The 22,773-nt window shown below is 58.8% G+C and carries 19 protein-coding genes; 3 read left to right on the forward strand and 16 right to left on the reverse strand.

Features of this window, described 5'->3' with window-relative positions:
* Positions 1 to 25: 25 nt before the first annotated feature.
* A complete protein-coding gene (gene pepD, locus E0L13_RS04550; RefSeq protein WP_168060646.1) occupies positions 26 to 1,477 on the reverse strand; it encodes a beta-Ala-His dipeptidase in 1,452 nt (483 codons plus the stop codon).
* Positions 1,478 to 1,742: 265 nt separating this feature from the next.
* Between pepD and E0L13_RS04555 the strand changes: the two genes are divergently transcribed.
* Positions 1,743 to 3,830: an oligopeptide transporter, OPT family gene (locus E0L13_RS04555; protein ID WP_168060648.1), complete on the forward strand. Its 2,088-nt coding sequence runs from the start codon at positions 1,743 to 1,745 to the stop codon at positions 3,828 to 3,830.
* 146 nt (positions 3,831 to 3,976) lie between these two features.
* Here the strand turns inward: E0L13_RS04555 and E0L13_RS04560 are convergent, their stop codons facing one another.
* Complete coding sequence (locus tag E0L13_RS04560) at positions 3,977 to 4,567, reverse strand: phosphatase PAP2 family protein (protein WP_168060650.1); 591 nt, start codon at positions 4,565 to 4,567, stop codon at positions 3,977 to 3,979.
* 162 nt (positions 4,568 to 4,729) lie between these two features.
* On the opposite strand from E0L13_RS04560, the gene E0L13_RS04565 reads away from it, so the two are divergent.
* Positions 4,730 to 6,019 carry a Na+/H+ antiporter NhaC family protein gene (locus E0L13_RS04565; protein WP_168060652.1) on the forward strand — a complete coding sequence of 430 codons (1,290 nt, stop codon included), beginning with the start codon at positions 4,730 to 4,732 and terminating at the stop codon, positions 6,017 to 6,019.
* A gap of 101 nt (positions 6,020 to 6,120) precedes the next feature.
* Positions 6,121 to 6,519 (forward strand): YbaN family protein, encoded by a 399-nt coding sequence (locus tag E0L13_RS04570; RefSeq protein WP_168060654.1) that lies wholly within the window; start codon positions 6,121 to 6,123, stop codon positions 6,517 to 6,519.
* A 2-nt stretch (positions 6,520 to 6,521) separates the two neighbouring features.
* On the opposite strand, the gene E0L13_RS04575 is transcribed toward E0L13_RS04570, so the two are convergent.
* The 14 genes from E0L13_RS04575 to E0L13_RS04640 form a co-directional block, all read right to left on the reverse strand.
* Positions 6,522 to 7,295, reverse strand: a complete 774-nt coding sequence (locus E0L13_RS04575) for an SDR family NAD(P)-dependent oxidoreductase (protein ID WP_168060656.1) — start codon at positions 7,293 to 7,295, stop codon at positions 6,522 to 6,524.
* Between the two features lie 178 nt (positions 7,296 to 7,473).
* Positions 7,474 to 8,757 (reverse strand): RNA polymerase factor sigma-54, encoded by a 1,284-nt coding sequence (gene rpoN, locus E0L13_RS04580; RefSeq protein WP_168060658.1) that lies wholly within the window; start codon positions 8,755 to 8,757, stop codon positions 7,474 to 7,476.
* Positions 8,758 to 8,807: 50 nt separating this feature from the next.
* Entirely contained in the window at positions 8,808 to 10,397 is a 1,590-nt protein-coding gene (locus tag E0L13_RS04585; RefSeq protein ID WP_168060660.1) for a bifunctional UDP-sugar hydrolase/5'-nucleotidase, read from the reverse strand.
* A 134-nt stretch (positions 10,398 to 10,531) separates the two neighbouring features.
* Entirely contained in the window at positions 10,532 to 11,731 is a 1,200-nt protein-coding gene (gene hydF / locus E0L13_RS04590) for a [FeFe] hydrogenase H-cluster maturation GTPase HydF (protein ID WP_168060662.1), read from the reverse strand.
* A 14-nt stretch (positions 11,732 to 11,745) separates the two neighbouring features.
* Entirely contained in the window at positions 11,746 to 12,999 is a 1,254-nt protein-coding gene (locus tag E0L13_RS04595) for a nitrogenase component 1 (RefSeq protein WP_168060664.1), read from the reverse strand.
* On the reverse strand, positions 12,990 to 14,321 hold the full coding sequence (locus E0L13_RS04600; RefSeq protein WP_168060666.1) for a nitrogenase component 1: 1,332 nt from the start codon (positions 14,319 to 14,321) through the stop codon (positions 12,990 to 12,992). Before E0L13_RS04600 ends, E0L13_RS04595 begins: the two co-directional genes overlap by 10 nt.
* A 4-nt stretch (positions 14,322 to 14,325) precedes the next feature.
* Positions 14,326 to 15,081, reverse strand: coding sequence for a nitrogenase iron protein NifH (locus tag E0L13_RS04605; RefSeq protein WP_168060669.1), 756 nt, complete (start codon positions 15,079 to 15,081; stop codon positions 14,326 to 14,328).
* Between the two features lie 20 nt (positions 15,082 to 15,101).
* Entirely contained in the window at positions 15,102 to 16,106 is a 1,005-nt protein-coding gene (gene hypE / locus E0L13_RS04610; protein WP_087478801.1) for a hydrogenase expression/formation protein HypE, read from the reverse strand.
* A complete protein-coding gene (gene hypD, locus E0L13_RS04615; RefSeq protein WP_168060746.1) occupies positions 16,099 to 17,157 on the reverse strand; it encodes a hydrogenase formation protein HypD in 1,059 nt (352 codons plus the stop codon). The genes hypE and hypD overlap by 8 nt, the downstream gene beginning before the upstream one ends.
* Entirely contained in the window at positions 17,157 to 17,363 is a 207-nt protein-coding gene (locus tag E0L13_RS04620; RefSeq protein WP_087478799.1) for a HypC/HybG/HupF family hydrogenase formation chaperone, read from the reverse strand. Before E0L13_RS04620 ends, hypD begins: the two co-directional genes overlap by 1 nt.
* Before the next feature lie 18 nt (positions 17,364 to 17,381).
* Positions 17,382 to 19,673, reverse strand: coding sequence for a carbamoyltransferase HypF (gene hypF / locus E0L13_RS04625; protein WP_168060671.1), 2,292 nt, complete (start codon positions 19,671 to 19,673; stop codon positions 17,382 to 17,384).
* A gap of 3 nt (positions 19,674 to 19,676) precedes the next feature.
* Entirely contained in the window at positions 19,677 to 20,708 is a 1,032-nt protein-coding gene (locus tag E0L13_RS04630) for a nitrogenase component 1 (RefSeq protein WP_168060673.1), read from the reverse strand.
* Complete coding sequence (locus E0L13_RS04635; protein ID WP_168060675.1) at positions 20,705 to 22,009, reverse strand: nitrogenase component 1; 1,305 nt, start codon at positions 22,007 to 22,009, stop codon at positions 20,705 to 20,707. Before E0L13_RS04635 ends, E0L13_RS04630 begins: the two co-directional genes overlap by 4 nt.
* Positions 22,006 to 22,770 (reverse strand): nitrogenase iron protein NifH, encoded by a 765-nt coding sequence (locus E0L13_RS04640; RefSeq protein ID WP_168060677.1) that lies wholly within the window; start codon positions 22,768 to 22,770, stop codon positions 22,006 to 22,008. The genes E0L13_RS04635 and E0L13_RS04640 overlap by 4 nt, the downstream gene beginning before the upstream one ends.
* Positions 22,771 to 22,773: the final 3 nt, after the last annotated feature.

Here is a 22,773-nt window from a genome sequence, read left to right on the forward strand (position 1 = left end):
CGATGCGGCAGTGTAATGGGTTCGTTTATTTCAATTTCGGCAGCGTACCGGCGATGATGCGGACCAATAAGGCTACCGTATCGAGCTCGAGCGATTCGTCGGCGCTGTGGATGGCATGCGTCGTCGGGCCGACCGATACGATGTCGAGCTTAGGATTCATGGCGTAGAAATAGCCCGTTTCCAAGCCGCCGTGCATCGCTTCCACGCGAGGAGCATGGCCTGCTTCGGACGTATATACTTCCGAAATGATGGGCAGAAGCTGGCTGTGGGGATTTTCCGTCCACGCCGGTTCGGGCGAGGCGATGTCGACGGTGCAGCCCGTCAGCTCGCCGTATACGGGCAGTACCTGCATGAACTCGCGCAGGCGGGCGTCGGAGGACGAACGGGGGAAATACTGAATGGCAACGCGTTCTTCTTCCGTCCGAATCGTGCCGACGTTGGCCGATAAGTCCGGCAGCTTAGGCAAGGTCTGATTCATGGCGAATACGCCGCAGTGAAGGATGAGCAGCAGCTGTACGACGGCTTTGGCGTCGTCGGCAGCCAGTACCGTTTCCGGCATGGGCCGGTCTTCCATGACGATGGCCGCCGTCTTTTCTACTTCGCCGTACACCAAATCCAATTCCGCTTTCGCTTCGTCCAGCACGGCCTGTACGGCTGCCGTATCGGCGTTCGGAAGGACGATCAGGGCTTCTGCCGACGACGGGATGGCGTTCGCCGCTACGCCGCCGTCGATGGACGCCAATTCATAGGCGACGCCTGCTTCGGTCAAACGGCGCAGCGTATGGGCCAGCGCTTTGATGGCATTGCTCTTGCCGGCATTGATCGTCTCGCCTGAATGGCCGCCGACAAAATCCTTGGTCATGACGGCGACGGCTTTCGCCCCCTGGGGCTGACGCCGCGTCAAGGTGCGGTAAAAATGCGTATGGACGCTGCCGGCAGAGCCGACGCACAAGACGTCGATGTATTCAGAGTCGCAGTTGAGGACGTATTTGGCGTCCTGCACATATTTCGGGTCTAAATGGGTCGCGCCAGTCATGCCCGTTTCTTCGTCGACTGTAAAGATGAGGCGCAGCGGGCCGTGCTGCACGTCGGGCTGCTGAATGAGATACAACGCAACGGCTACGGCAATGCCGTCATCGGCGCCTAAGCTCGTGCCGTCGGCACGCAGGATATTGCCTTCGCGGACCAGCTTGATTTCACTGGTCAAGGGGTCGTAGTCCACACCGGGCTTGGACACGCAGACCATATCCATGTGTCCTTGTACAATGGTCAATGCCAGATCTTCACAGCCCGGCGTAGCCGGCACGTCGGCGATGACATTGTACACTTCGTCCTGTACGACTTGGGTAATGCCTAACTCTCCCAGGCGCTTTACGATGTAGTCGCTGACTATTTTTTCATGGCGCGACGGCCGGGGGCATTTGGCAAGGCCGGCAAACTCCTTCAGCACGCCTTCGATAATTTCGTTATCCTTCATCACGTAGTTCCTCCTTTAATCGTCTCATAGAGCACGCAAATTCATTACTTTTTATTATACCACGCATGCGCAAGATTTTCGTATGCTTTATCGTTTTACGTTGCATAAAAATCATCGAAAATCGTCTATTTATTCCCACATATAATGAATCATTCCCCTGCCGGGCCGATGTGACGAATCTATAAAAATCTAGTATACTATATGTGAAGAATTGTCATAATATATGGTCAAATCTATCTATACTTTATCGAAGGAGGTTTCCATCATGGATTCAAAACCAAACATGACGGTAAACTACCCCAACCTGCCTGAATTGACCGTCCGCGGCATGCTCCTCGGCGCGCTGATTACGGTCATCTTCACGGCGTCCAACGTCTATCTGGGGTTAAAGGTCGGCCTGACGTTCTCATCGTCCATTCCGGCCGCCGTTATTTCTATGGCAATCCTGCGCATGTTCCAGCATTCCAACATCCTGGAAAACAACATGGTCCAGACGCAGGCTTCCGCTGCCGGCACCTTGTCGGCCATCATCTTCATCCTGCCGGGCCTGCTCATGCTCGGCTACTGGCAGGGCTTTCCCTTCTGGGAAACGCTGCTCCTGTGCGCCTGCGGCGGTTCCTTAGGCGTACTGTTTACCATTCCGCTGCGGCGGGCTATGGTCGTCAACAGCGACCTGCCCTATCCGGAAGGCCGGGCCGCCGCTGAAATCCTGAAGGTCGGCAGCGACATCCGCCAGGCCGAAGCTGCTCACGAAGCTACGAGCAAGAAGGAAACGGGCATGAAGGATATCGTGTCCGGCACGGCCCTGGCCGGCTTGTTCAGCCTCTGCGCCAACGGTTTCCACATCCTGTCGTCCGAATTCAGCTACTGGATCGCCCTCGGCAAGACGGCGACGACGCAGCTGCCCCTGGGCTTCTCCATGGCCCTCCTCGGCGCGGGCTACCTCATCGGCATTGCCAGCGGTATTGCCATCTTAGTCGGCACGCTCCTGGCATGGGTCGTCTTCGTCCCCTATCTGACCAGCGTCATTACGCCGGCTGAAGGCCAGGCTGCGGCCGACTTCGCCAGCCAGATCTGGGCCCAGAAGGTCCGCTTCATCGGCGCCGGCTGCATCGGCATCGCCGCCGTATGGACCCTGATCCGCCTGGCCAAACCGGTTATCGACGGCATTAAAATGTCTATCAGCGCGATCCGCGACAACGACACGGCGGAAAAGAAGGCACTTCACCACACGGATATCGACATGACGCCGAAATCCATCGCCATCGTCTTCATCGCCATCCTCGTCGGCCTGTTCATCACGTTCTACTCCTTCGTAGGCGCAGCAGGTCTTCCCATGTCCGTCACGATTACCTACATCGCCGTCGGCATCATCGTCGCCGTCCTCATGGGCTTCTTCGTCGCTGCCGCCTGCGGCTACATGGCCGGCCTGATCGGTACCTCGGCCAGCCCGATTTCCGGCATCGGTATTCTGGGCATCATCGTATCGTCCCTCGTCGTCTTCGCCCTGAGCACGTCCTTCGGCGTCTTTGAAACGGCAGAAGGCACGAAATTCGCTACGGCCCTGGCGATCTTCATTACCAGCGTCATCGTCAGCATTGCCGCCATTTCCAACGACAACCTGCAGGACCTCAAGACAGGCTATATTGTAGGCGCTACGCCGTGGAAACAGCAGGTAGCCCTCATCTTGGGCTCGGTCATCGGCGCTATCGCCATCGCTCCCGTATTAAACCTGCTCTATCAGGCCTACGGCTTCACCGGCGCACTGCCCCGCGAAAGCATGGACCCGTCCCAGGCCTTGTCTGCTCCGCAGGCAACCCTCATGACGACCATCGCCCAGGGGATTTTCAGCTCCAGCCTCGACTGGGACTACATCCTCTTAGGTATCGGCGTCGGCATCGTCGTCATCATCATCGACCTCTTGCTGACGAAAAATACGAAAGCCCTGGCCCTGCCGCCGCTGGCCGTAGGCATGGGCATTTACCTGCCGCCGACTTTGGAAATTCCTCTGGTCATCGGTTCGGTTATCGGCTACTTCGTACATAAGCATCTCAAGGCCAGAGCGGCTCTTCGCAGCCCGGGCCATGAAGAAGAAGACGTAGAAGCCTGCAGCCACCGCGGCGTCCTCTTCGCTTCAGGCCTCATCGTCGGCGAAAGCCTCATGGGCGTCATCATCGCCCTGCTCATCGTCGTTTCCGTCACCTCCGGCGGCAGCGAAAACCCCTTGGCCCTCGTCGGCAAAGAATTCAAGAGCACGGCTGACATTCTTGGCCTCGTATGCTTCATCGGCGCAATCGCCTTGTTCGTCGGTCATATCCTTTCTACGAAGTTCACACCGGAAAAGAAAGATTAAAATAAGATTAGGCGAAAATTAAAATTAGATTAAAAAAGAAATCCCGTTCCGGCTATGACTCACCATAGCGGAACGGGATTTTTGCATAAAAATTTTCTTTTCTTCCTGTCCGGCGGCGCAGCAATATGGCTGCGCCCAGCCGGCTGCTACCATCTTCTGCGCCAGACAGCCATTGCGCCGGCAATGCCGTCGTACAGCCAAAGAATGTACGTCGCCGCCTCCTTAGCGGCTGCGCTGCGCCGAATACCCCAGGCGCTGACCGCGCCGATGGCAAAGCCGCCCAGCACGTCGCTGACATAATGAAGGCGGCAGACGACGCGAGAAGCGCCTAATACGACGCTGCCAACTAAAAAAGGAAGGCCCATCCAGTTCTTTCTGCTCAGCAGCATGAGGGCTACAGCCATGGAATTCATGGCGTGATTGCTCGGAAAGGACGCGTTTTCCTTGTGAGGAATGAGGGAGGATATCCCTCTATGGCGGACAAAGGGACGAGGACGGCTCCAAATGCGCCCGATGACAAACGATACGGCCGAGCCCAGCCCTACGGAAAACAGGCAGTACAACAAGGTCCGGCGGCGGTACAGGGTATCGGCCATGCGGCCGGGACGGAACCACTCGACAAGGCCGTACAAAGCGTAGGCCAAGTAACCGAAGCGGGCAATCCAGGCAAAAGCCATCAGCACGGCCCGGCGATATATGAATATTTTGCCCAGACAGAAAAATATAAAGCGAATCATGGCGTGCCCCCTTTATCTAATCGTCATTACAGCCTCAGTATATCAAAAATACAAATGTATGCCTAGATTCATCACCAAAGATGCGGTGCGTCGAAATATTGCCATACGTGGCAAAGAATATTACACTATAACCAAGACCTGCAACAAAGGAGGTTCCTGTCAATGGAACTCTGGATACTAGCAGCCTTTTCCGCTGCTCTCATCGCCTGCCTGGCGGCTGGAAAGTCGTTGATTTTCGCCTTGCTGGCCGGCTTCATCCTATTTTTCAGCCATGGCCTGAAAACGGGCCATTCCTTTTCTGAAATGGTTCATCTGGCCTTGTCCGGCATTAAGACGACAAAAAACGTCCTCATCACCCTGTCCCTCGTCGGCATGCTGACAGCAGCCTGGCGCATCAGCGGCACTATCCCATATATCGTATACCATGCCTCACAATGGTGCGACGGCAGCGCCGTCCTCCTGGCGTCGTTTCTGCTGTGCGCCCTCGTATCGGCCCTGACCGGCACGTCCTTCGGCACAGCAGCAACCATAGGCGTTATCTGCATGACCATCGCCAATAGCATGAATATCCCGCCTATGTATTCCGGCGGAGCCATTATGGCCGGTTCGTATTTCGGCGACCGCTGTTCCCCCATGTCGACAAGTGCCCTCCTCGTCGCCGCCATTACGAAGACCGATATCTTTACGAACTGCCGTCTCATGGTTAAAACTGCCGTCGTTCCCAGTATTTTAACATGCGTCATATACGCGTCAATGGGTATATTGTTTCAAGGCAGCAGTACCAGCAGTAATGCCGCTGAACTATTTTGCCGTTCTTTTAACCTATCGTGGATAACGCTTGTACCAGCCGCACTGGTCATTATCTTGTCTGCCCGGAGAATCGACGTAAAAGCCATCATGATTACCAGCACGATAGCTGCGGCAATTATTGCCTCAGAAATACAACACATGCCCCTCAGTGAAATCTTTGCTTCCTGCCTGTTGGGATTTCATCCTTCCGATCCGGATCTGGCCCGCCTGGCCTCCGGCGGCGGCATTGTTTCCATGGCCGACGTCGTCGCCATCATCTGTATTTCATCTAGTTATGCCGGTATGTTTTCTGGCACAGGCTTTCTTGAAGCCATCCAGACGCATATGACGGTCCTGAGTCAGCGCATTACTCCATTCGGCACCATCATTGCAACATCTATCATAACCTCTATGATCTCCTGCAATCAAACCTTAGCCACCATGCTGACGCACCAACTCTGCCAGTCTGTCGAACCCGACCCGCAGCGCCTAGCCATTCATCTGGAAAATACGGTCATCATCATTTCAGCCCTCATTCCCTGGTCAATCGCCTGCTCGGCCTTTTTGGCGATTATCGACGCGCCCCTCGCCTCGGTTCCCCTAGCTTGTTACTTATATTTCATTCCCCTTTGGAACTTCCTAACCTGCCGCCCGAAACAATAACGCCCCCTGTCCAATAGACTATGCTGCTCTCTTGACGGCATGCGCATCTTTCGATATGATAAAATTGATTTTTATTATCTATTGAATGGGGTGATTTTCTCATGCCATCGTTTCATACCGCTCCTTGGCGCCGCATATTCCAAGCCTGCTGGCTGGCCTTAGGCTTCGCGTCTCTGGCAGCAGGAACTATTGGAATATTTCTTCCTATTCTGCCAACAGTTCCCTTTTATATGCTGACGCTCTTTTGTTTTGCCAAAGGGTCAGCTCGTCTGCATCGCTGGTTTCAGCAGTCGGACTTATACAAAAAGCATCTGGCAGATTTCCTAGAAAAGAAGTCCCTGCCGTTAAAAACAAAGGCTGTCATCATGAGTACCGTTACTATTATGATGGCTTTCGCCGTATGGATCATGGATGCTTCATGGCCAGCCAGCCTTGTCGTCGCCATGATTTGGTGCGTACATGTATTGTATTTTCTCTTCGCCATAAAAACAGAAAGCTAAAATCACCCAAATAAGATACGGCTCATCTTCATGACGAGGGCCGCCGGCAGTACCTTCGCGCCGACGCGAATCAGACTGGCAGCCCAGCCCGGCGTCGACACGGTCTTGCCACGCTGTATATCGTCCCAGGCAGCCTTCGCCACGAAGGCCGCTGAAGACGCCAAGGGAAAGCGATTGAAATAAGGCCGATCTTCCGACTGTCTGGCAATGGCGATAAATTCCGTATCCCGAATCCAATAAGGGCATACGACCGTAACGCCGATGCACCGCGGCGCAAGCTCGACGGCCAGGGCCCGGCCGTAGCGGTACAAAAAGGCTTTGGTTCCGGCGTATACGTTCAGATACGGAATCGGCAGAAAGGCCGCGACGGAGCAGACAAAAGCTACGCGGCTTCCTGCAGTCATATACGACAGGCAAACCTCAGTCAGCGTCACGGCTGCCGTATCGTTGACTCCTATCATCTGCCGCAGATCCGACAAGGAAATGCTGCCTGTCGCGCCGATTTTTCCAAATCCGGCGGCATATACATAATAGGCGACAACGGGATTCTCTTCTCTTAGAGCCGACTGAAAGGCTTCTATCGCCGCCTCGCCGCTGATATCCCCGGCAATAATCCGCACCGGCGTGCGCGCCCTTCGGCGCAGGTCTTCCAGGCGCTCGGCTCGCCGGCTGTTTACCCAGATTTCATCGACACCGCTCCGGTCGAGATATGCCGCCAGTTCCCGTCCCAATCCGCTGGATGCGCCTGTGATAATGGCAATCTGCTTCTGTCTCATGTCCTCTGCCTCCCGCTGCTGTCCTACGTCTATTGTAGCGTGCAGGCCCCGTCTCTTCAATCGATTTTTCCCAACAAAATTCCCCCTCCCGACTGACCTTCAGTCTGAGAGGGGGATGTTGTATCATGCCGGCAGTACGGCGGGGAAAAACGGCGGACGACTTCTACAATGCCGCAAGCTATTCCTTCATTCTTCTTCGCATCCGGCTGTTGGGAATATTCATTTTTAAGCGGAACTTCGTAATCGTCCGCCGGGCCACGTGAATAGACTGCTGACCGAAATAATCGGCTAAGTCCTGATCGGACCAGGGACGCCGGCAGTCTTCTTCCGCAATGAGCCGCGCCATTTTCTCCATGATGGCCTTGTCGGAAATGCTGCCGCCGCTCTCCCTGTCGCAGCGGTAATGGTGGGCCAAAAAGGACTGTATCGGATATATGCGGCCGCGGAACAAGGTGTAGCGGTCGCGGCAGACGCGGCTCACCGTCGCCGCGCTGAGTCCCGTCGCAGCGGCGATGTCCTTCTGGGTCAGAGGACGCAGGCTGCCGCCATGGAGAAAATAGTCTCCCTGCTCCTTCAATATGTGCTCTACGACCGTAAAAATCGACTGGCGGCGATAAGACAGGGCCGTCTGCAAGTCCAAAAACTGCCGCTTGGCCTTGCGGATGAAGTCCTGTGTCGCCTTATCGCCGTCCTTGCCGTAGGCCGTATACAAATCGTCGCGAAAAAATACATCCGGCAGATCTTCCAGGGAACGCACCGTCAGATGACCTTCTTCATCGCAGAGGATTTCTATATCGGCCCGCACGAATTCCGTCCGTTCGTCGGCCGGCGCAGCCGGCTGAAGGGCCAGCTTCTTCAAAAAGCGCCGGATTCGCCCCAGCCCTTCCGGCGACAAACCCATCTGTTCCTCCAGCCGCTTCCAATGGCCGCGGATGAAATCGTCGTAATGGTTCATCAGCAGCTCTTCCGCCCCTTCTGGCACGTCCTTCCGGCGGCGCGTCTGAATCAGCAGAGCTTCCTGTATCGTCCGCGCGCCGACACCCGGCGGGTCGAAGGTCTGAACTAAGCGCAGCCCCTCTTCCATGTCGGCGACAGACAGGCCGTAATCGACGCCGATATCTTCCAACGCGGCGGCGAAAAAGCCTTTCTCATCGAGGGACTGGATGACCAGCCCGGCGGCCAGCATCACCTTTTTGGGAACAGACTGGACGCGGAGCTCCTTCATGAGCTTTTCCTCCAGCGAGTCGCCGCTGCTGCGGATATTGTCGATCGGCTTTTCCGTGCCGCCGCCGGATTTGGGCCGCACGTCGGGATAGCGAATATCCAGCAGGGGATTTTCCGTCACCTTTTCGTGAAGAAATTCCACCAAATCCTGTCCCCGCAGGGTCATCATCTGAATGGTCAGGCGCTGCATCTGGGATAATTTAATTTTCTGCTCTAAGGTTAACGCAATTTTTGCCATATTCATCCTCTCGCATTCATACGCCCGCTGCAGGCGCGCCGCAAATCCACCTAAGGCCGCAGCTGAATCCGCCCCTGCGGTGCGGCGTATTCCGTCCCGATTCGCCCCTGTAGCTCATCCTGAATGTAGTTAACCACGGCTTCGGCGTCGGTGTAGCCGACATACTTCGTTTCGGCCCTTCCCGGCTCGGCCAGTGCGCCGTAGGCGTCGCCGCCGCGGCTGATGAATTCATACGTGGCGATCGTATATACCGCATCGGGAGAAAAATCCTTGCCGCCGACGGAATGAATCGTCACGCGCTGCCCGGGCTTTGCCGGCTTGTAGTACTTCCCATTTCCGTAGGCCGGCCCCTTCGCGAAGGGGAGATCCGTACGGACCGTCATTTCGATGCCCGAAACCTGGGGGAAGGCCCCGGCCGGATAGGGAGCCGCCGCCGTCGACGCTTCCATGATTTCCAGCAAGGTTTGGCCGGTCATGGTTACGACGCACACCTGATTTCGGTAGGGCAGCACGCCTTGAACGTCTCCCTGGGTTACAGAACCGGCGGGGATAGACGCGCGCAGGCCGCCGCCGTTGACGACGGCTCCGTCGATAGTCGTCCCCTCTGCAGCCGTCGCCATGCGGGCCTGCCACAAGACGGCGTCGGCGATAAAGTCGCCTAAATTCGTCTCTTCCATCCGCACCTTAGGCCGGCTGCCGTCCAGCATGATATCTGCCGCGCCGATAGGCCTGGACAATTCGGCCTGTACGCCGGCCGCCGCCGCATCGACTAAGGCTTTGACGGCCTCGTCTTCTTTGGCAAAGGCGCCGTAAGGAAGATTCTGTTCCTGCCACTGGCCGTCCGCATAGGAAACGACGCCGATGTTGGCTAAATGGCTGCCTGTCGCCGTCAGCAGCACGCCGTCGACACGGTAATTTTTCACGCGATGGTCGTGGCCGTCGATAAAGAGGTCGATACCCCGCACATGGCGCAGGATGTCGTCGGACCGATGGCCCTCGCTGAACGGCTCGCTGCCCAAATGGCCCAAGGCCACGACGAGGTCGCAGCCGGCGCCGCGCAGATAGTCTACGCTGGACTGCACGGCGTCGTATAAGTCCTGTCCGTCCAAAAAGGTCAGGCCGTATACGTTCTTCGGATTCGTCGCCCCTGCCGTTTCGGGTGTCGTGATGCCGACGATGCCGACGGTCACGCCGCCTTTTTCAACGATCGTATAGGGTCGGACGAAAGTCTTTCCCGTCGCGTCGACGAGGATATTGCAGGAAAGAAAGGGGAAATCCGCTTCCGCAGCCCGTTTGAGAGTCACGTCCTGACCGTAATCGAATTCGTGATTTCCCAGCGTCATGGCGTCGTAGCCCGCAGCGTTCATAAAGGCGATGGCCGTTGCGCCCTGACTCAGATTGACTAAATTATGATCCTGTATGGCGTCGCCGGCATCGACGAGAAGCACGTCCTTGCCTTTCGCCTCGTATTCCTGCTTCAGCGCCGCTACGGCCGCCATGCCGTACACGCCGTCGGCCTTCTGGTCGTAGCCGTGGGTGTCATTGGTATGAATGACGACGAGATTGGAAAAGTCCGCCGCCCCGATGGCCTGGAAGACCGCTATCGACAGGGCCAGGGCCAGCCAAAGAATTTTTCTCATATATACGCTCCATTTCTCAAAATTTGTCTTTATTATAGCATATATGCCGTCATTCCCCTATAGCGGCCGGAGCGAACGATCGGGTATGCAAAAACATCCCGGGAGCTCGCAGAGAACTCTCGGGATGTTTTGCGTTATTTCACCAAAGCCGCCAAATCGGGGAACGGCTCCAGGGATCGTTTTAAGATGCCTTTCATGTAGGCGATGGCGATGCCGTAGTTGGTCATCGGCACGCCTTGCCGGCCGGCGAACTTCATGCGCCACTGCACTTCCCGCTCGTTGAGCATGCAGGCGCCGCAGTGAATGACCATGGCGTACGGCGACAGGTCTTCGGGAAATTCCCGGCCGCTGCAGGTCTGGATGGCAATATCCTTTCCCGTATGTGCCCTGAGCCAGCGGGGAATTTTCACCGTGCCGATGTCGTCGCATTGGCGGTGGTGGGTGCAGCCTTCGGCCACGAGGACCGTATCGCCGGCCTTTAATCCTTCGATGGCCGTCACTCCCCGCACGGCGTCCCGGAGAAAGCCCTTATGGCGGGCCATGAGGATGGAAAAGGACGTCAACGTCATTTCGTCCGGCACGACGGCGGCGACTTCGCCGAAGACCTGGCTGTCCGTCACGACCATGCGGGGGGGCTTGCCCAGTTCTTCCAGCGTCTTCGCCAGGGCGTTTTCCTTGACGACGACGGACGTACAGTTAGCGTCGAGGATTTCCCGGATGGTCTGCTGCTGCGGCAGGATGAGCCGCCCCTTTGGAGCTGCCGTGTCGATCGGCACGACGAGGACGACAAAGTCGCCGGCCGTCAGCAAATCGCCGATTATCGGCGTGTCCTCGCCGACGGGCTTCAGGCGGGCCATCTGTTCTTTTAATTCAAAGATGCCGTCCTTGGTGACGGCGCTGACGTATATGTCATGGTCTCCGGCCGGCGGGCATGCTTCCAGCAGGTCTTTTTTATTGTACACCGTAATATAGGGTATGTTCTTTTCCTTAAATAAGGCCAGCAGCTCTTCGTCACAGCCCTTCAGGCCTTCTGTCCCGTCGACGACGAGGACGGCGATGTCCGTCTTGTTGAGGACCTGCTTCGTCCGCTGAACGCGCATTTCCCCCAGCGCGCCTTCGTCGTCGAAGCCCGGCGTGTCGATGATCATGACCGGCCCCAGGGGCAGCAGCTCCATGGCCTTGTAGACCGGGTCCGTCGTCGTGCCCTTCGTATCGGACACGATGGCCAGATTCTGGCCTGTCACGGCGTTGACTACGCTGGACTTGCCAGCATTGCGGCGGCCGAAAAAACCGATATGAACCCGTTCGCCTGACGGCGTATCATTCATAGACATGGCGATTCCCCCTCTTATACCGTATGAACCAAGGCGGCGAAATCATTGACCTTTTTGACAAAGGATTCGAAATCATCGATCAGATTCGGGATGACCTTTTGGTACAGCCGCCCGGAAAAGGCCGTATGGCCCAAGCCGACGAAATGAGCTTTCTCCGGAACGACAGGCCCGTACAAGGGATCGGCGATGACTGTCCCCGTCCAGCCCGCTAAGCGGCAGCGCAGATCGCCTTCTGAAGAAACAAAGACGTCTTCTTTTCCCAAGACGCCTGGCCACTCGTTCAGCAGGCAGTACACCTTCGCCGCCTGGCCTTCCCGGCCCAGAGCGGCCGCCAGAGACGCCGAATAGACGCTTTCGCCGATGATAATCGTATCGGCTTCGCTGCAATCGGCCCGGCTGTCGGCGCAGACGTAGATATCTTCCTTCGTGTCCGCGGCGCGGCGCAGTCCTTTGGCAATTTCTTCCTGCATATAGGAACCGATGGGAACGCCGACGACATAGGGTATGCCGAAGCGCTTCTTCATGACCTTGGCCCCTTCGACAGCACCTGCCGACACGACGAGGTTGACGTCAGCCAGGCCGGCCATTTCGATTTCTTCCAGCGGGCTGCCCATGGCCCAGACGCTGCACGGGGAAAAGCCGCTGCGGCGCAGGAACCGCTTCATCGACTTTTCGCTGCCGTTATAGGAAAAATCGAGAGGCGTCGCGCCGATGACGTTGACCCGCAGCGGCTTAGCCGATGCTCCCGCGCCGCAGGCTGCAAATTCAGGCTGCCACGAGCAGCACATGGGCCCGGCTGGCGACGGCGCAGGCACGTCCTTTACGATTCGTTCGGCCAGCATTTTCATGGCCCAGGCGATGCCCTTATCGTACAGATTCATGTTGTTCGTCGTCGAGGCCATCGTCAGGATGCCCGTCTGTTCTTCAATCATCGCCGCCAGGGCGTCCATATCGGCTCCCGTCATGAGCGGCACAGGCGTGCACAGGATGACGATGAATTTCGGTGAAAAATCGCGGGCCGCCGACACGACGTCGTGGACGAACTTGTCATCGTTGCCCATGATGGCGTCCATTTCGGTGACGCCGGAGATGAAGATGAGGCTGTCCTGGTCGTACCAGCGCGGCTCGTCGTGGGTCGCATACGTCGAGTTGCAGCCCGACGGGTCGTGAATGACCACCATGCCTCTGAGCTCATACAGGGACGAGCAGACGCCGAAGGTGTCGGCAGAGTACGTCGATATACGGCTTACGGCTTCTTTCATACACATGACCGGCACCCCCATCCTTTCAGGTTAATCGATTCGCGGGCTTCCTTTTCCGTCTGGAAAGCCTCGGTCATCCAGTCCAGCAGCGTCCGAATGCCGCGGAAATCGCGGAGGCCGCCGTTTTCCGCCATATCGACGAAATGGGCCGTCCCCGTAAAATAGGCCGCCTTTTGTCCTATAGCCAGCATAGGCACGTCTGTATGGCGGTCTATGCGGCGCATCTTGGCGTGGCGCATGGAATACAGCTCCAGATCAGGATAGTGCTCCTGTACCCAGAAGAAATCGTCGCCGTCTTCGCCGCTTACGCCGTCCGTATAGACGCGCCGGACGGCAAAGCCGTGCTGCAACAAGGTCTTCGCCAAGCTAAAGGGCCGGAACACAGCGGCGCTGTCAATGGCGACGGGCATAGAGCCGATGATGTCCCTGGCCGCTGCAAAGGCCTGCTCGCACTGCTCCACTTCTCTGTCATAAGACTGCCGCGGCAGCTGAAGGGCGTCGGCGACGGCGTGGAGATTGGCGATGATTTCGTCGTAGCCGAAGCTGTTGGAAAGATACAGCCCTTTTTGTCCTAATTCCCGTTCCATATCTTCCAAGGGGCCGCGGGCGTAGGGCTCCTGACCGATATTCAATATGCTTTCGGCCATTTTTTCATAATCTTCATAGGTCTTGCAGACCGGCAGTTCCCGCAGGATAAAACTGTTCTGCTTCAGCAGCAGCGCCAGCTCGCAGTCCTGGGGCACGGCGAGATTGCTGCCGACGATGTTGACCGATTTAGGATTGATGGGGCCCTTTTCCAGCAGGCTGTACAACTGCCGCCGCGTCCGCATTTCCGCCGTCAAATCGGAATGGCGGCGGATAGGGTCCATCCAGCAGGCGACGAAGCGCGTCTGCGGATAGGCCTCTTCCAGGCGGCGGTATACGTCGTCCATATCGCAGCCCATGAAATGATGAATGCAGGCCGGATAGATAAAGCAGGCCTTCGGTACCTGAGGCAGCAGCCCCTGCAGGATTTCGCCGACGCCGTCGACGATACAGTCTTCCATAGTACCGTCGTATAAATGATGCTCTTCGACGACGATGGAGGAAAACCGTTCCATCGCCCCCATTTCGGCCGCCGTCAGGACGACGCCGCGCAGGCAGCCGAGAGCGCAGATATAGATTTGATGAGAATCGGGAACGAGCATGTTCGTGTGGACGATGTTCCATGTCCCCCGAGCCGGCGGCGTGTACTGAAGGCCGTCGTAAAAGATGCCGGGAAATACGGCGTCCTTTATGGCGATACAGGCTTCCGACGTGTCTTCCCGTCCGTCAATTCGTTTCAGCATCGTATCACCCCTTTGCCGCCGCCAGGACGGCGTCGGCCAAGGCCCGGTACTGGCCGGCCATGAGACTGTCCGGAAAGGCTTCGACGACGGTCTTTCCCAATTCTTCCGCCTGAGCCACGGTCTCGCTTCGGTCGAGCGTCCCGACGACAGCCGAGTGGATGTCGCCGGCCAGTTCCCGTACCTTTTCCTCTTCGTTCGTTACGTTGCGGCGGTTCAGGATGAGGCCGCCCAAGCGGGCGTAACCCCGGCCCTTAAAGGATTCGACGGCCATGGCGATGTTGGCCGCCGCATGGATGGCCATGTTTTCTCCCGACGTGACGATGAACACGGCGTCGGCATAGCCCTTATGCATGGGCATGGCGAATCCGCCGCAGACGACATCACCCAGGACGTCGTAGAAAATGACGTCGGGCTGATATACCTCGTAGGCCCCCTTGGCCTTGAGCAGATCCAGGGCGGCAATGATGCCCCGGCCGGCGCAGCCCCGGCCCGGCGCAGGGCCGCCGGCTTCTACGCAGACGACGCCGCCGTAGCCGGCGACGGTCATCTCGTCTAAGGAAACATCCCGGCCCTTGTCCCTCATGAGGTCGAGAACCGTAGGAATCGCCGCGCCGCCGTGAAGGCCCGCCGTCGAGTCGGCCTTCGGGTCGCAGCCGATCTGCATGACCTTCAGTCCCCGTTCCGCCAGGGCCGCCGCCATGTTGGAGACCGTCGTCGACTTGCCGATGCCGCCCTTTCCATATACAGCAATTTTTATCATAGGTTACATCCTCCGTCTTCTCAGCAAATGCGGGGCAGCAATTCGCCGCCCGGCGGCGGCAGCAGCGTTTCCGCACCGATTTCCGTGCGGACGACGACCCGTCCCGGCCGCTCTGCCGTCACTTCGCCGATAATCGCCGCTTCGCCGGAGTATTTCCCCTGCCGCAGCGTTTCCACGATGGCCGTAGCCTTATCCTTCGGCGCGAAGATGACCAGACGGCCTTCGCAGGCCAGATACAGGGGCTCCAGGCCCAGCATGCCGCAGACGCCGCGGACCGACGGGGCGACGGGGATCGCCGCGCCGTCCAGCCGGATGCCGACGCCGCTCTGGGCGGCAATTTCATGGAGGACCGTACCGACGCCGCCGCGGGTCGCATCGCGGATGACGTGAATGTCCTTCGTCGTTTCCAGCATGGACTGCACGGTTCCCCACAAAGGAGCGCAGTCGCTGGTTACGTCGGCGTCGATGCCGAACTGGCTGCGGGCCAGTAAGATCGTACAGCCATGACGGCCAATATCGCCGCTGACGATGACGGCGTCGCCGGGCCGGGCCTGGGCGCCCGACAAATGGACGCCTTCCGTCGCCAGTCCGATGCCCGTCGTCGTAATGAACAGGCCGTCGACCTGTCCCTTGCCGGCTACCTTCGTATCGCCGGCGACGATGCGCACGCCTGCCTCAGCCGCCGTCTCGGCCATGGCCGCGGCGTATGCTTCCACCTTCGCTAGGGGAAAGCCTTCTTCCAGGACGAAGGCGCAGGTCATGTACAGGGGCTTCGCGCCCATGCAGGCCAGGTCGTTGACTGTGCCGCAGATGCTGAGCTTGCCGATGTTGCCGCCGGGAAACTCAGGAGGCGACACGATGAACCCGTCCGTCGTAAAGGCCAGATTTGCGCCGCCGACGGACAAGAGGGCCGCGTCGTCGGCCGTAAATTCAGGATTAGAAAAATGAGCTTTAAATACCGTATCGATTAATTCCGCCGTCTGTTTGCCGCCGCTTCCATGGGCCAGCGTCACTACGTCATTCATGATTTCCGCCTCCATATTGATAATAGGCCGAGCAGGCTCCTTCGTGCGATACCATGCAGGCCCCTACGGGATGGTCCGGCGTGCAGCCCTTGCTGAATACGGGGCACTGCGGCGGCGTGCAGAGTCCCTGCAGGACGTCGCCGCAGCGGCAGGCCGGATTAGACCGCCCATGCATAGGCGGCACGCCGTATTTCTGCCGCGCGTCATAAGCCGCATACCGCTGCTGCAGCCGCTGGCCCGACATCGGAATCACGCCGAGGCCCCGCCATTCCGAATCACAGGGCTCCATGACCTCCGCCATGAGCCGCTGGCCCGGCAAGCTGCCTTCTGCCGTGACGACGCGGGGATAGCAGTTTTTGAAAAAGGGCTTTCCCTGAGGAAATTTCGCCAAGATGACGGCAAAGGCCGTCAAGAGCTCTTTCGCCGTAAATCCGGCGACGACGCCGGAAATCCCCCGCTCTGCCAGTCCTTCGCAGTGCTTTGTCCCCATGACGGCTTCGACATGGCCCGGATAGAGGAACACGTCGGCGCTGTCCTTGAGGGCTTCGTAGGCCTGGGGCATCGTCTTGTTTGCCGTTAATATCGAAAAATTAGTCAATCCTTGTTCCGCTGCCGCTTTGACGGCCAGACAAGCTGCCGGCGTTGTCGTTTCAAAGCCGACGGACAGGAATACGACCTGTTCATCCCGATGAGCCGCCGCATAGCCGCAGGCGTCGACAGGCGAATAGACGATTTCTACCCTCGCCCCCTGGCTGCGGGCTGTGGCCAGGCTGCCTTCCGAGCCGGGCACGCGGACCAGGTCGCCGAAGGTGCAAATCGTAACGCCTCGTTCCAGCGCCAGCCAGATAGCTTCGTCAATGAAGCTGACCGGCGTCACGCAGACCGGGCAGCCCGGCCCGGAAATGAGCGTGACCTCCTTGGGCAGAATCTGCCGCAGGCCTAAGCGGAATATTTCGTGCGTATGGGTCCCGCAGACCTCCATAATGCGCACCGGCGGCCCGTCATAGCTTTTAATGATGTCCAGAGCCGATTTCTTCTTTCCTTCTGCCATCATAAGTCCTCCAGGATATCGTCCATTTCATGATCGTCCGTATCGGTAATCTTGGCGATAGCCATACCGGCGTGGACCATGACGTAATCACCCGGGTCCAGCTCGTCAATGAGCTCGGCCGACACGGCGCGCCGCGCGCCGGACGCGTCGACTAAGGCCATGCCGTCCTTTATCGTAACTACTCGCGCTGGTAATCCTACACACATCGTAATTCCTCCTTCAATCTATTGCAGATGGTACATGCCGTACAAGGCCTGCCCTAAGGCCAGGCCGCCGTCGTTCGGCGGCACGAGGCGATGACGCAGTACCGTAAATCCATCTCGTTCCAAGGCCCGGCAGCACAGGCGCAGAAGCAGCGTATTCTGAAAGACGCCGCCGCTCAAGGCTGCGGCGTTTCGTCCCGTCTCTTCCCGAGCCTGCCGGGCCGCTGCCAGCACCATGCCGGCTAAGGCCTTATGGAAGGCATAGGCCTCCCTGCCGGCGTCGCCGTGCTTTACATACGACTGGACGCATTCGTCGAAAACGCGCTGCGTCGCCAGGGCGTATCGATCGGAAAGCCGTTCCAACAGGCCGGGGACGACAGCCTCTTCTCCGTGGGTTTGCTCCCACGCTTCAGCGGCAAACTGGAGGGCCATGGCCCCCTGTCCTTCAAAGGTCGACTGCCGGCACAGGCCCAGGGCGGCGCTGAGGCCATCAAAGAGGCGGCCGGCGCTGGTCGACACGACCGTGTTGACACCGTTGTCAGCCAGGAAAAACTGGGCCTGCAATTCTTCCTGGCTGCAGAGACGGAGCTTTTCAGCCAGAGCCGCCGTTTGTTCCTTATTCCGTCCCGTATTGTCGTACAGCAGGCTTACGGCAATACGCCAGCCCTCGCGGGACGCCGCGTCGCCGCCGACATGATGAAAGGGCGCGACGGAGGCAAAGCGGCTGTAGCCCTGCACGTCGGCCAAAAGCACTTCGCCGCCCCAAATCGTGCCGTCGCCGCCATCGCCCGTGCCGTCAAAGGAAACGCCGATGACCGGCTCGAGGTAATTGTTCTCGGCCATGCACGACAAGACGTGGGCGTAATGGTGCTGTACCTTCAGGACCGGCAGTCCCAATTCCTCAGCGACGGCAACGGAATTGTACTGCCGATGGGTATCGCAGACGACGGCCGACGGCGTCGCTTCTAGGAGCGATTCCATGCGCTCCACCGATTCGCGCAGGGCGTCGACGGTCCGCGCATCGCTCAGATCGCCGATGTACGGCGACAGGTAATATAAATTGCCTTTGGCAAGGCAGAATGTATTTTTCAGTTCGCCGCCGACAGCCAGCACCTGCTTTCCCTCGTCGGGGCCGACGAAAAAGGGCAGGGGCGCGTAGCCTCGGGAACGGCGTATCATATAGGGTTCGCCATCGAAAAAGTCCATGACCGAATCGTCGGCCCGCAGGCGTATGCGGCGGTTATGCGACAATACGGCGTCGCACAGGGACGACAATTCCTTGTTCGCGTCGTCGTCGGTCCGGCAAATCGGCGCTCCCGACTCGTTGGCGCTGGTCATGACCAGGCAATCGGGCATGGCGACGCCGTCGTCGTACGTAAACAGCAGGAGCTGCAGGGGCGCATAGGGAAGCATGACGCCGACCTTGGGATTGCCCGGCGCAATAGACGGGCACAGCCGTCCGCCCTCCTTTTTGCGCAGCAGCAGAATCGGCTTCTGGCAGCCGTCCAGTATCTCTTCTTCGCCGGCTTCGACGACGCATTCGCGCCGGACGACGTCCATATCGCGCATCATGACGGCCAGGGGCTTGACGGGGCGGCGCTTCGACTGGCGCAGGCGGCTCACAACGTCTTCGTTCCCGGCGTCGCAGCACAGATGAAAGCCGCCGATGCCCTTGACGGCGACGATGCCGCCGCCGGCGATGATGCGCCGGGCCTCCGTAATGGCCTCCCTGCGCCGCTCCGTCCGGCCCAGCAGATACACTTCGGGGCCACAGTCGTTGCAGCACACCGGCTGGGCGTCGTAGCGCCGCGTCTCAGCGTGGGTATATTCGTATTCGCAGGCCGGACACATGGGAAAGGCGCCCATGCTGGTCCGTTCCCGGTCATAGGGCATGGCGTCGAGAATCGTCAGGCGCGGCCCGCAGGCCGTGCAGTTGATGAAGGGATGGAGATAGCGCCGATCCGACGGGTCGAAGAGCTCGGCCTTGCAGGCGTCGCAGACGGCGATATCGGGAGAGACGAAGATATGGCCTTCTTCCCTGGCGCTTTCTACGATGTCAAAGGACGAATAGGGCTTCGGCTCTGCCGCCGACCGGTCGATGTTCAAGATAGCCGACCGCTCCGGAGCCAGCTCCGGCAGGTCGCGGCAGAAGGCCTCTACGGCGTCGTCCGCTCCTTGGGCGATGATTTCCACGTACGAGCCCTTATTGCAGACCGTGCCGCCCAAGCCGTGCTTCGCCGCCAGACGGCTCACGAAGGGCCGGAAGCCTACGCCCTGGACGATGCCGAACACGCAGATCCGTTCCGTCTTCATGGCTTATTCCCTCCCCGATACGGCAAAATGAGGAAAATCTATATAGATGCCCTGGAAATGAGGCAGGGCTTTCTTAAAATACAGGTCGCCCATGACGATATCAAAGGCGTCGTTATCGGCCAGGCTGCGGAAATCGTCTTCTTCTTTCAGCAGGATGTCCCCTTCGCGGCGGCATTCCTGGGGTTCCATGAACCACGACGCGACGGTGACAGCCTTCGCACCTCTCCGTTCCGCCAGCTCCCGCATGGCGTTGGCCGCCGTCTGCTGGTGAACGATGAGAACCGACGCGCCGGAAAGGTCGAGCCCCTCCGGCAGCACCGATTCCAAGCCGAAATAACGGAATTCGTAGGGCGTGCCGAAGGTTTCTTTCAAGTACTTTGCGCTCCGAAGGCCCGACGGCGACACGACGATGTTGCGGCTGACCTTGCCGGCCTGGGCAAATTCGCCGAAGGTATCGTACAGCCATACCTGCCGCCAGCCCTCTTCCCGAAGGGCGCCGACGATGCCTTCCCTGTCGCAGGGATGCATGAGGTCCAAGGGGACGGCGCCGATGACGCCGACGATGCCGTCTTCAGCCTGCATAGACAAGTCGGCAAAGGCCCTGAACAGCGTATCATACGCTTTTTCAATGCCTGCGTCGTACAGCTCCATGCCCGTCGTATCCAGCGTGACGACTGGGATAGACAGTTCCTTCTCAGCCATGCGCTTCAAAGCCCGGTAATCCGTGCCGATGACCGACGGCACGGGCGTACCGACGATGGCGGCGAAGGAGGCGTCGATTTGCCGGGCCGCGTCGGCCAATTTCGCCACCAGGCGGTCGTCCCGGCCCAGGATGGCGTCCATATCGCGCAGGCCGGCGCTGAATACGGCGCTCTTGCCGCCGCTGAACCAGCGCGGCTCGTCAAAGCCGCAGATATTGCCGGCGCAGCCGCCGGCATCGCAGATGACGACGATGCCGTTTAATCCGTACATCACCGCCGCCGCTCCGGACTGGTCCGGCGCAAAGGGCGATATATATTTCCAAAGACCTTTCATCGGGCCGTCCTCCCTTCCAATGCCGCCGAAATCTGGCGCAGCAGCTCCCGCAGCCCGTCGTATCCGAAGGGCTGAATCTCTTCGTCCCAAAAGACATGGGCCGCATCGTCGTGATAATAAGCCGCGTCCTTGCCGATTGTCAGCTCGACGGGATGGTCCCCGCCTTCGTAATACAGCATCGACGGCGACAAATTAGAGTATACCTCCGTGTCGGGGCTTAGCGCTTCCAAGCGGCGGATATAGGCGAAATCATAGGGCGACACGCTGGCGTAAATCTCCTTGACCACAAAGCCGTACTGCGTCAGAGCCAGAGCCATTTCAAAGGCGTTGCCGTTCTGCATTTCCCCGACAGCGATAGTCGTACCGCCGTACCGCTTCGCCGCTTCCGCCGCGTCGGCCGCCGCTTCGTCATACCATACCGTATCGTCTGCGGCCCCGCCTAAGGCGCCGGCAAAAGCCTGGTACTGGCTGCGAATCTTGTCGATCTGGTACAGCCGCGTCAGCTCGATGCTGGGAATGCCCAGCCGCTTTTCCATATCCTGGGCGGCCAGCCGCGCCTCGGGATGGAGGATGACGTTGAAATTGGCCTTGGACATGGCCTTATATTCGGCGAAATCGCGGCAGCGGGAAATCTCGTTTATCTGGCGAATGCCCAGCTGGCGCAGGACGCCATAGAGCTCGCACGTATCGCGGAGCGGCGCAAAATGCCCCAATATATTGACGGTGCGGCTGTCGCGGTCGTCCCTTTCGAGAAGGGAGTAAATGGCCCGGCGCACGTCGACCATAGGAGGCTTGCGGCCTTCGCGGGTCAGGGCGTACATATAGCAGGGCACGACGGGCAGGCCCACCTTAGCCTCGGCCTTGCGGCACACCCGTTCCATGTCGGTGCCCAGCAGGGCGTCGACGCAGGTCATGCAGATCATGACGACAGTCGGCTCCTGGGGCAGGGCTTCGACGACCTCCGCCACAGCCTGGGGAATTTTCCGCAGATGGCGTCCCGTCACGATATCCGTTTCATCCATGATATAGTAGAAAAATCTGTCGCTGTAGCCGCCCATTTCGCTCAATATCGTCGTGTTGCGGCCGCAGCATCCCGGGCCGACGAGCAGCATGACCGAGCCGGGAATGGCCAGGCCGGCCCGCTTGACGCCGAAGCCCTGGGCTCCAGGAGAGTTAAAGGCCAGTGCCGCCGGCGAATTGTAAATGAGGTGAGCCGACGACACGAGGTCCGACGGAATATCGCCGCGGCCCCGCCGGGCCAGCTCCCTGACAGTAATCGCATAGGGTTTTCGTTGTGTCATATCGCAGTATCCTTGTCTTTCCATAATGTCTGCGCCAGCTGGATAAACACCTGGCTGATGGGCAGCTCCGGATTGCCCTCGACGACGGTCTTGCCTTCTTCCTCAAAGCGGTTGATGTCGTCGCTGCGGGGAATATCGCCGACGATGGCCAGCCCCCGTTCCGCCGCGAAAGCCCGGACCTTTTCTTCTTCTCCCGGTACGTTGCGGCGGTTCAGGATGATGCCCTTGACCTTCGCATAGCTGCGGTCGGCGAAATTCTTGACGGCCGTGTTGATGTTGTTCGCCGCATAGAGAGCCATCTTTTCGCCCGACGTGACGATGAGGACCTGATCGGCGTAGCCCTCGCGGATCGGCGCGGCGAAGCCGCCGCAGACGACGTCGCCCAGCACGTCGTATAATACGACGTCAGGCTCGTACTGTTCAAACAATCCCATGTCTTCCAATAAGTCAAAGGTCGCGATGATGCCCCGGCCGGCACAGCCCAGGCCCGGCGTCGGGCCTCCCGTTTCGATGCACAGGACGCCGCCGTAGCCGACGCGAGAAATCTCTTCGATAGCCTGCGGGTCGTCGTCGTGCTCGCGCAGGTAATTCATGACCGGCTCGAGCAGCTCGCCGCCCAGCAGGTTCAGCGTCGAATCGGCCTTGGGGTCGCAGCCGATTTGTATGACTTTCTTTCCCAAATAGGCGAAGGCCGCCGCCAGGTTGCTGGTCATAGTCGACTTGCCGATGCCGCCCTTTCCGTAAATCGCAAGTTTCAGCATGGT

Origin of the sequence: Megasphaera sp. SW808 (genome assembly GCF_012027795.1) — a bacterium.
Taxonomy (GTDB): domain Bacteria; phylum Bacillota; class Negativicutes; order Veillonellales; family Megasphaeraceae; genus Megasphaera; species Megasphaera stantonii.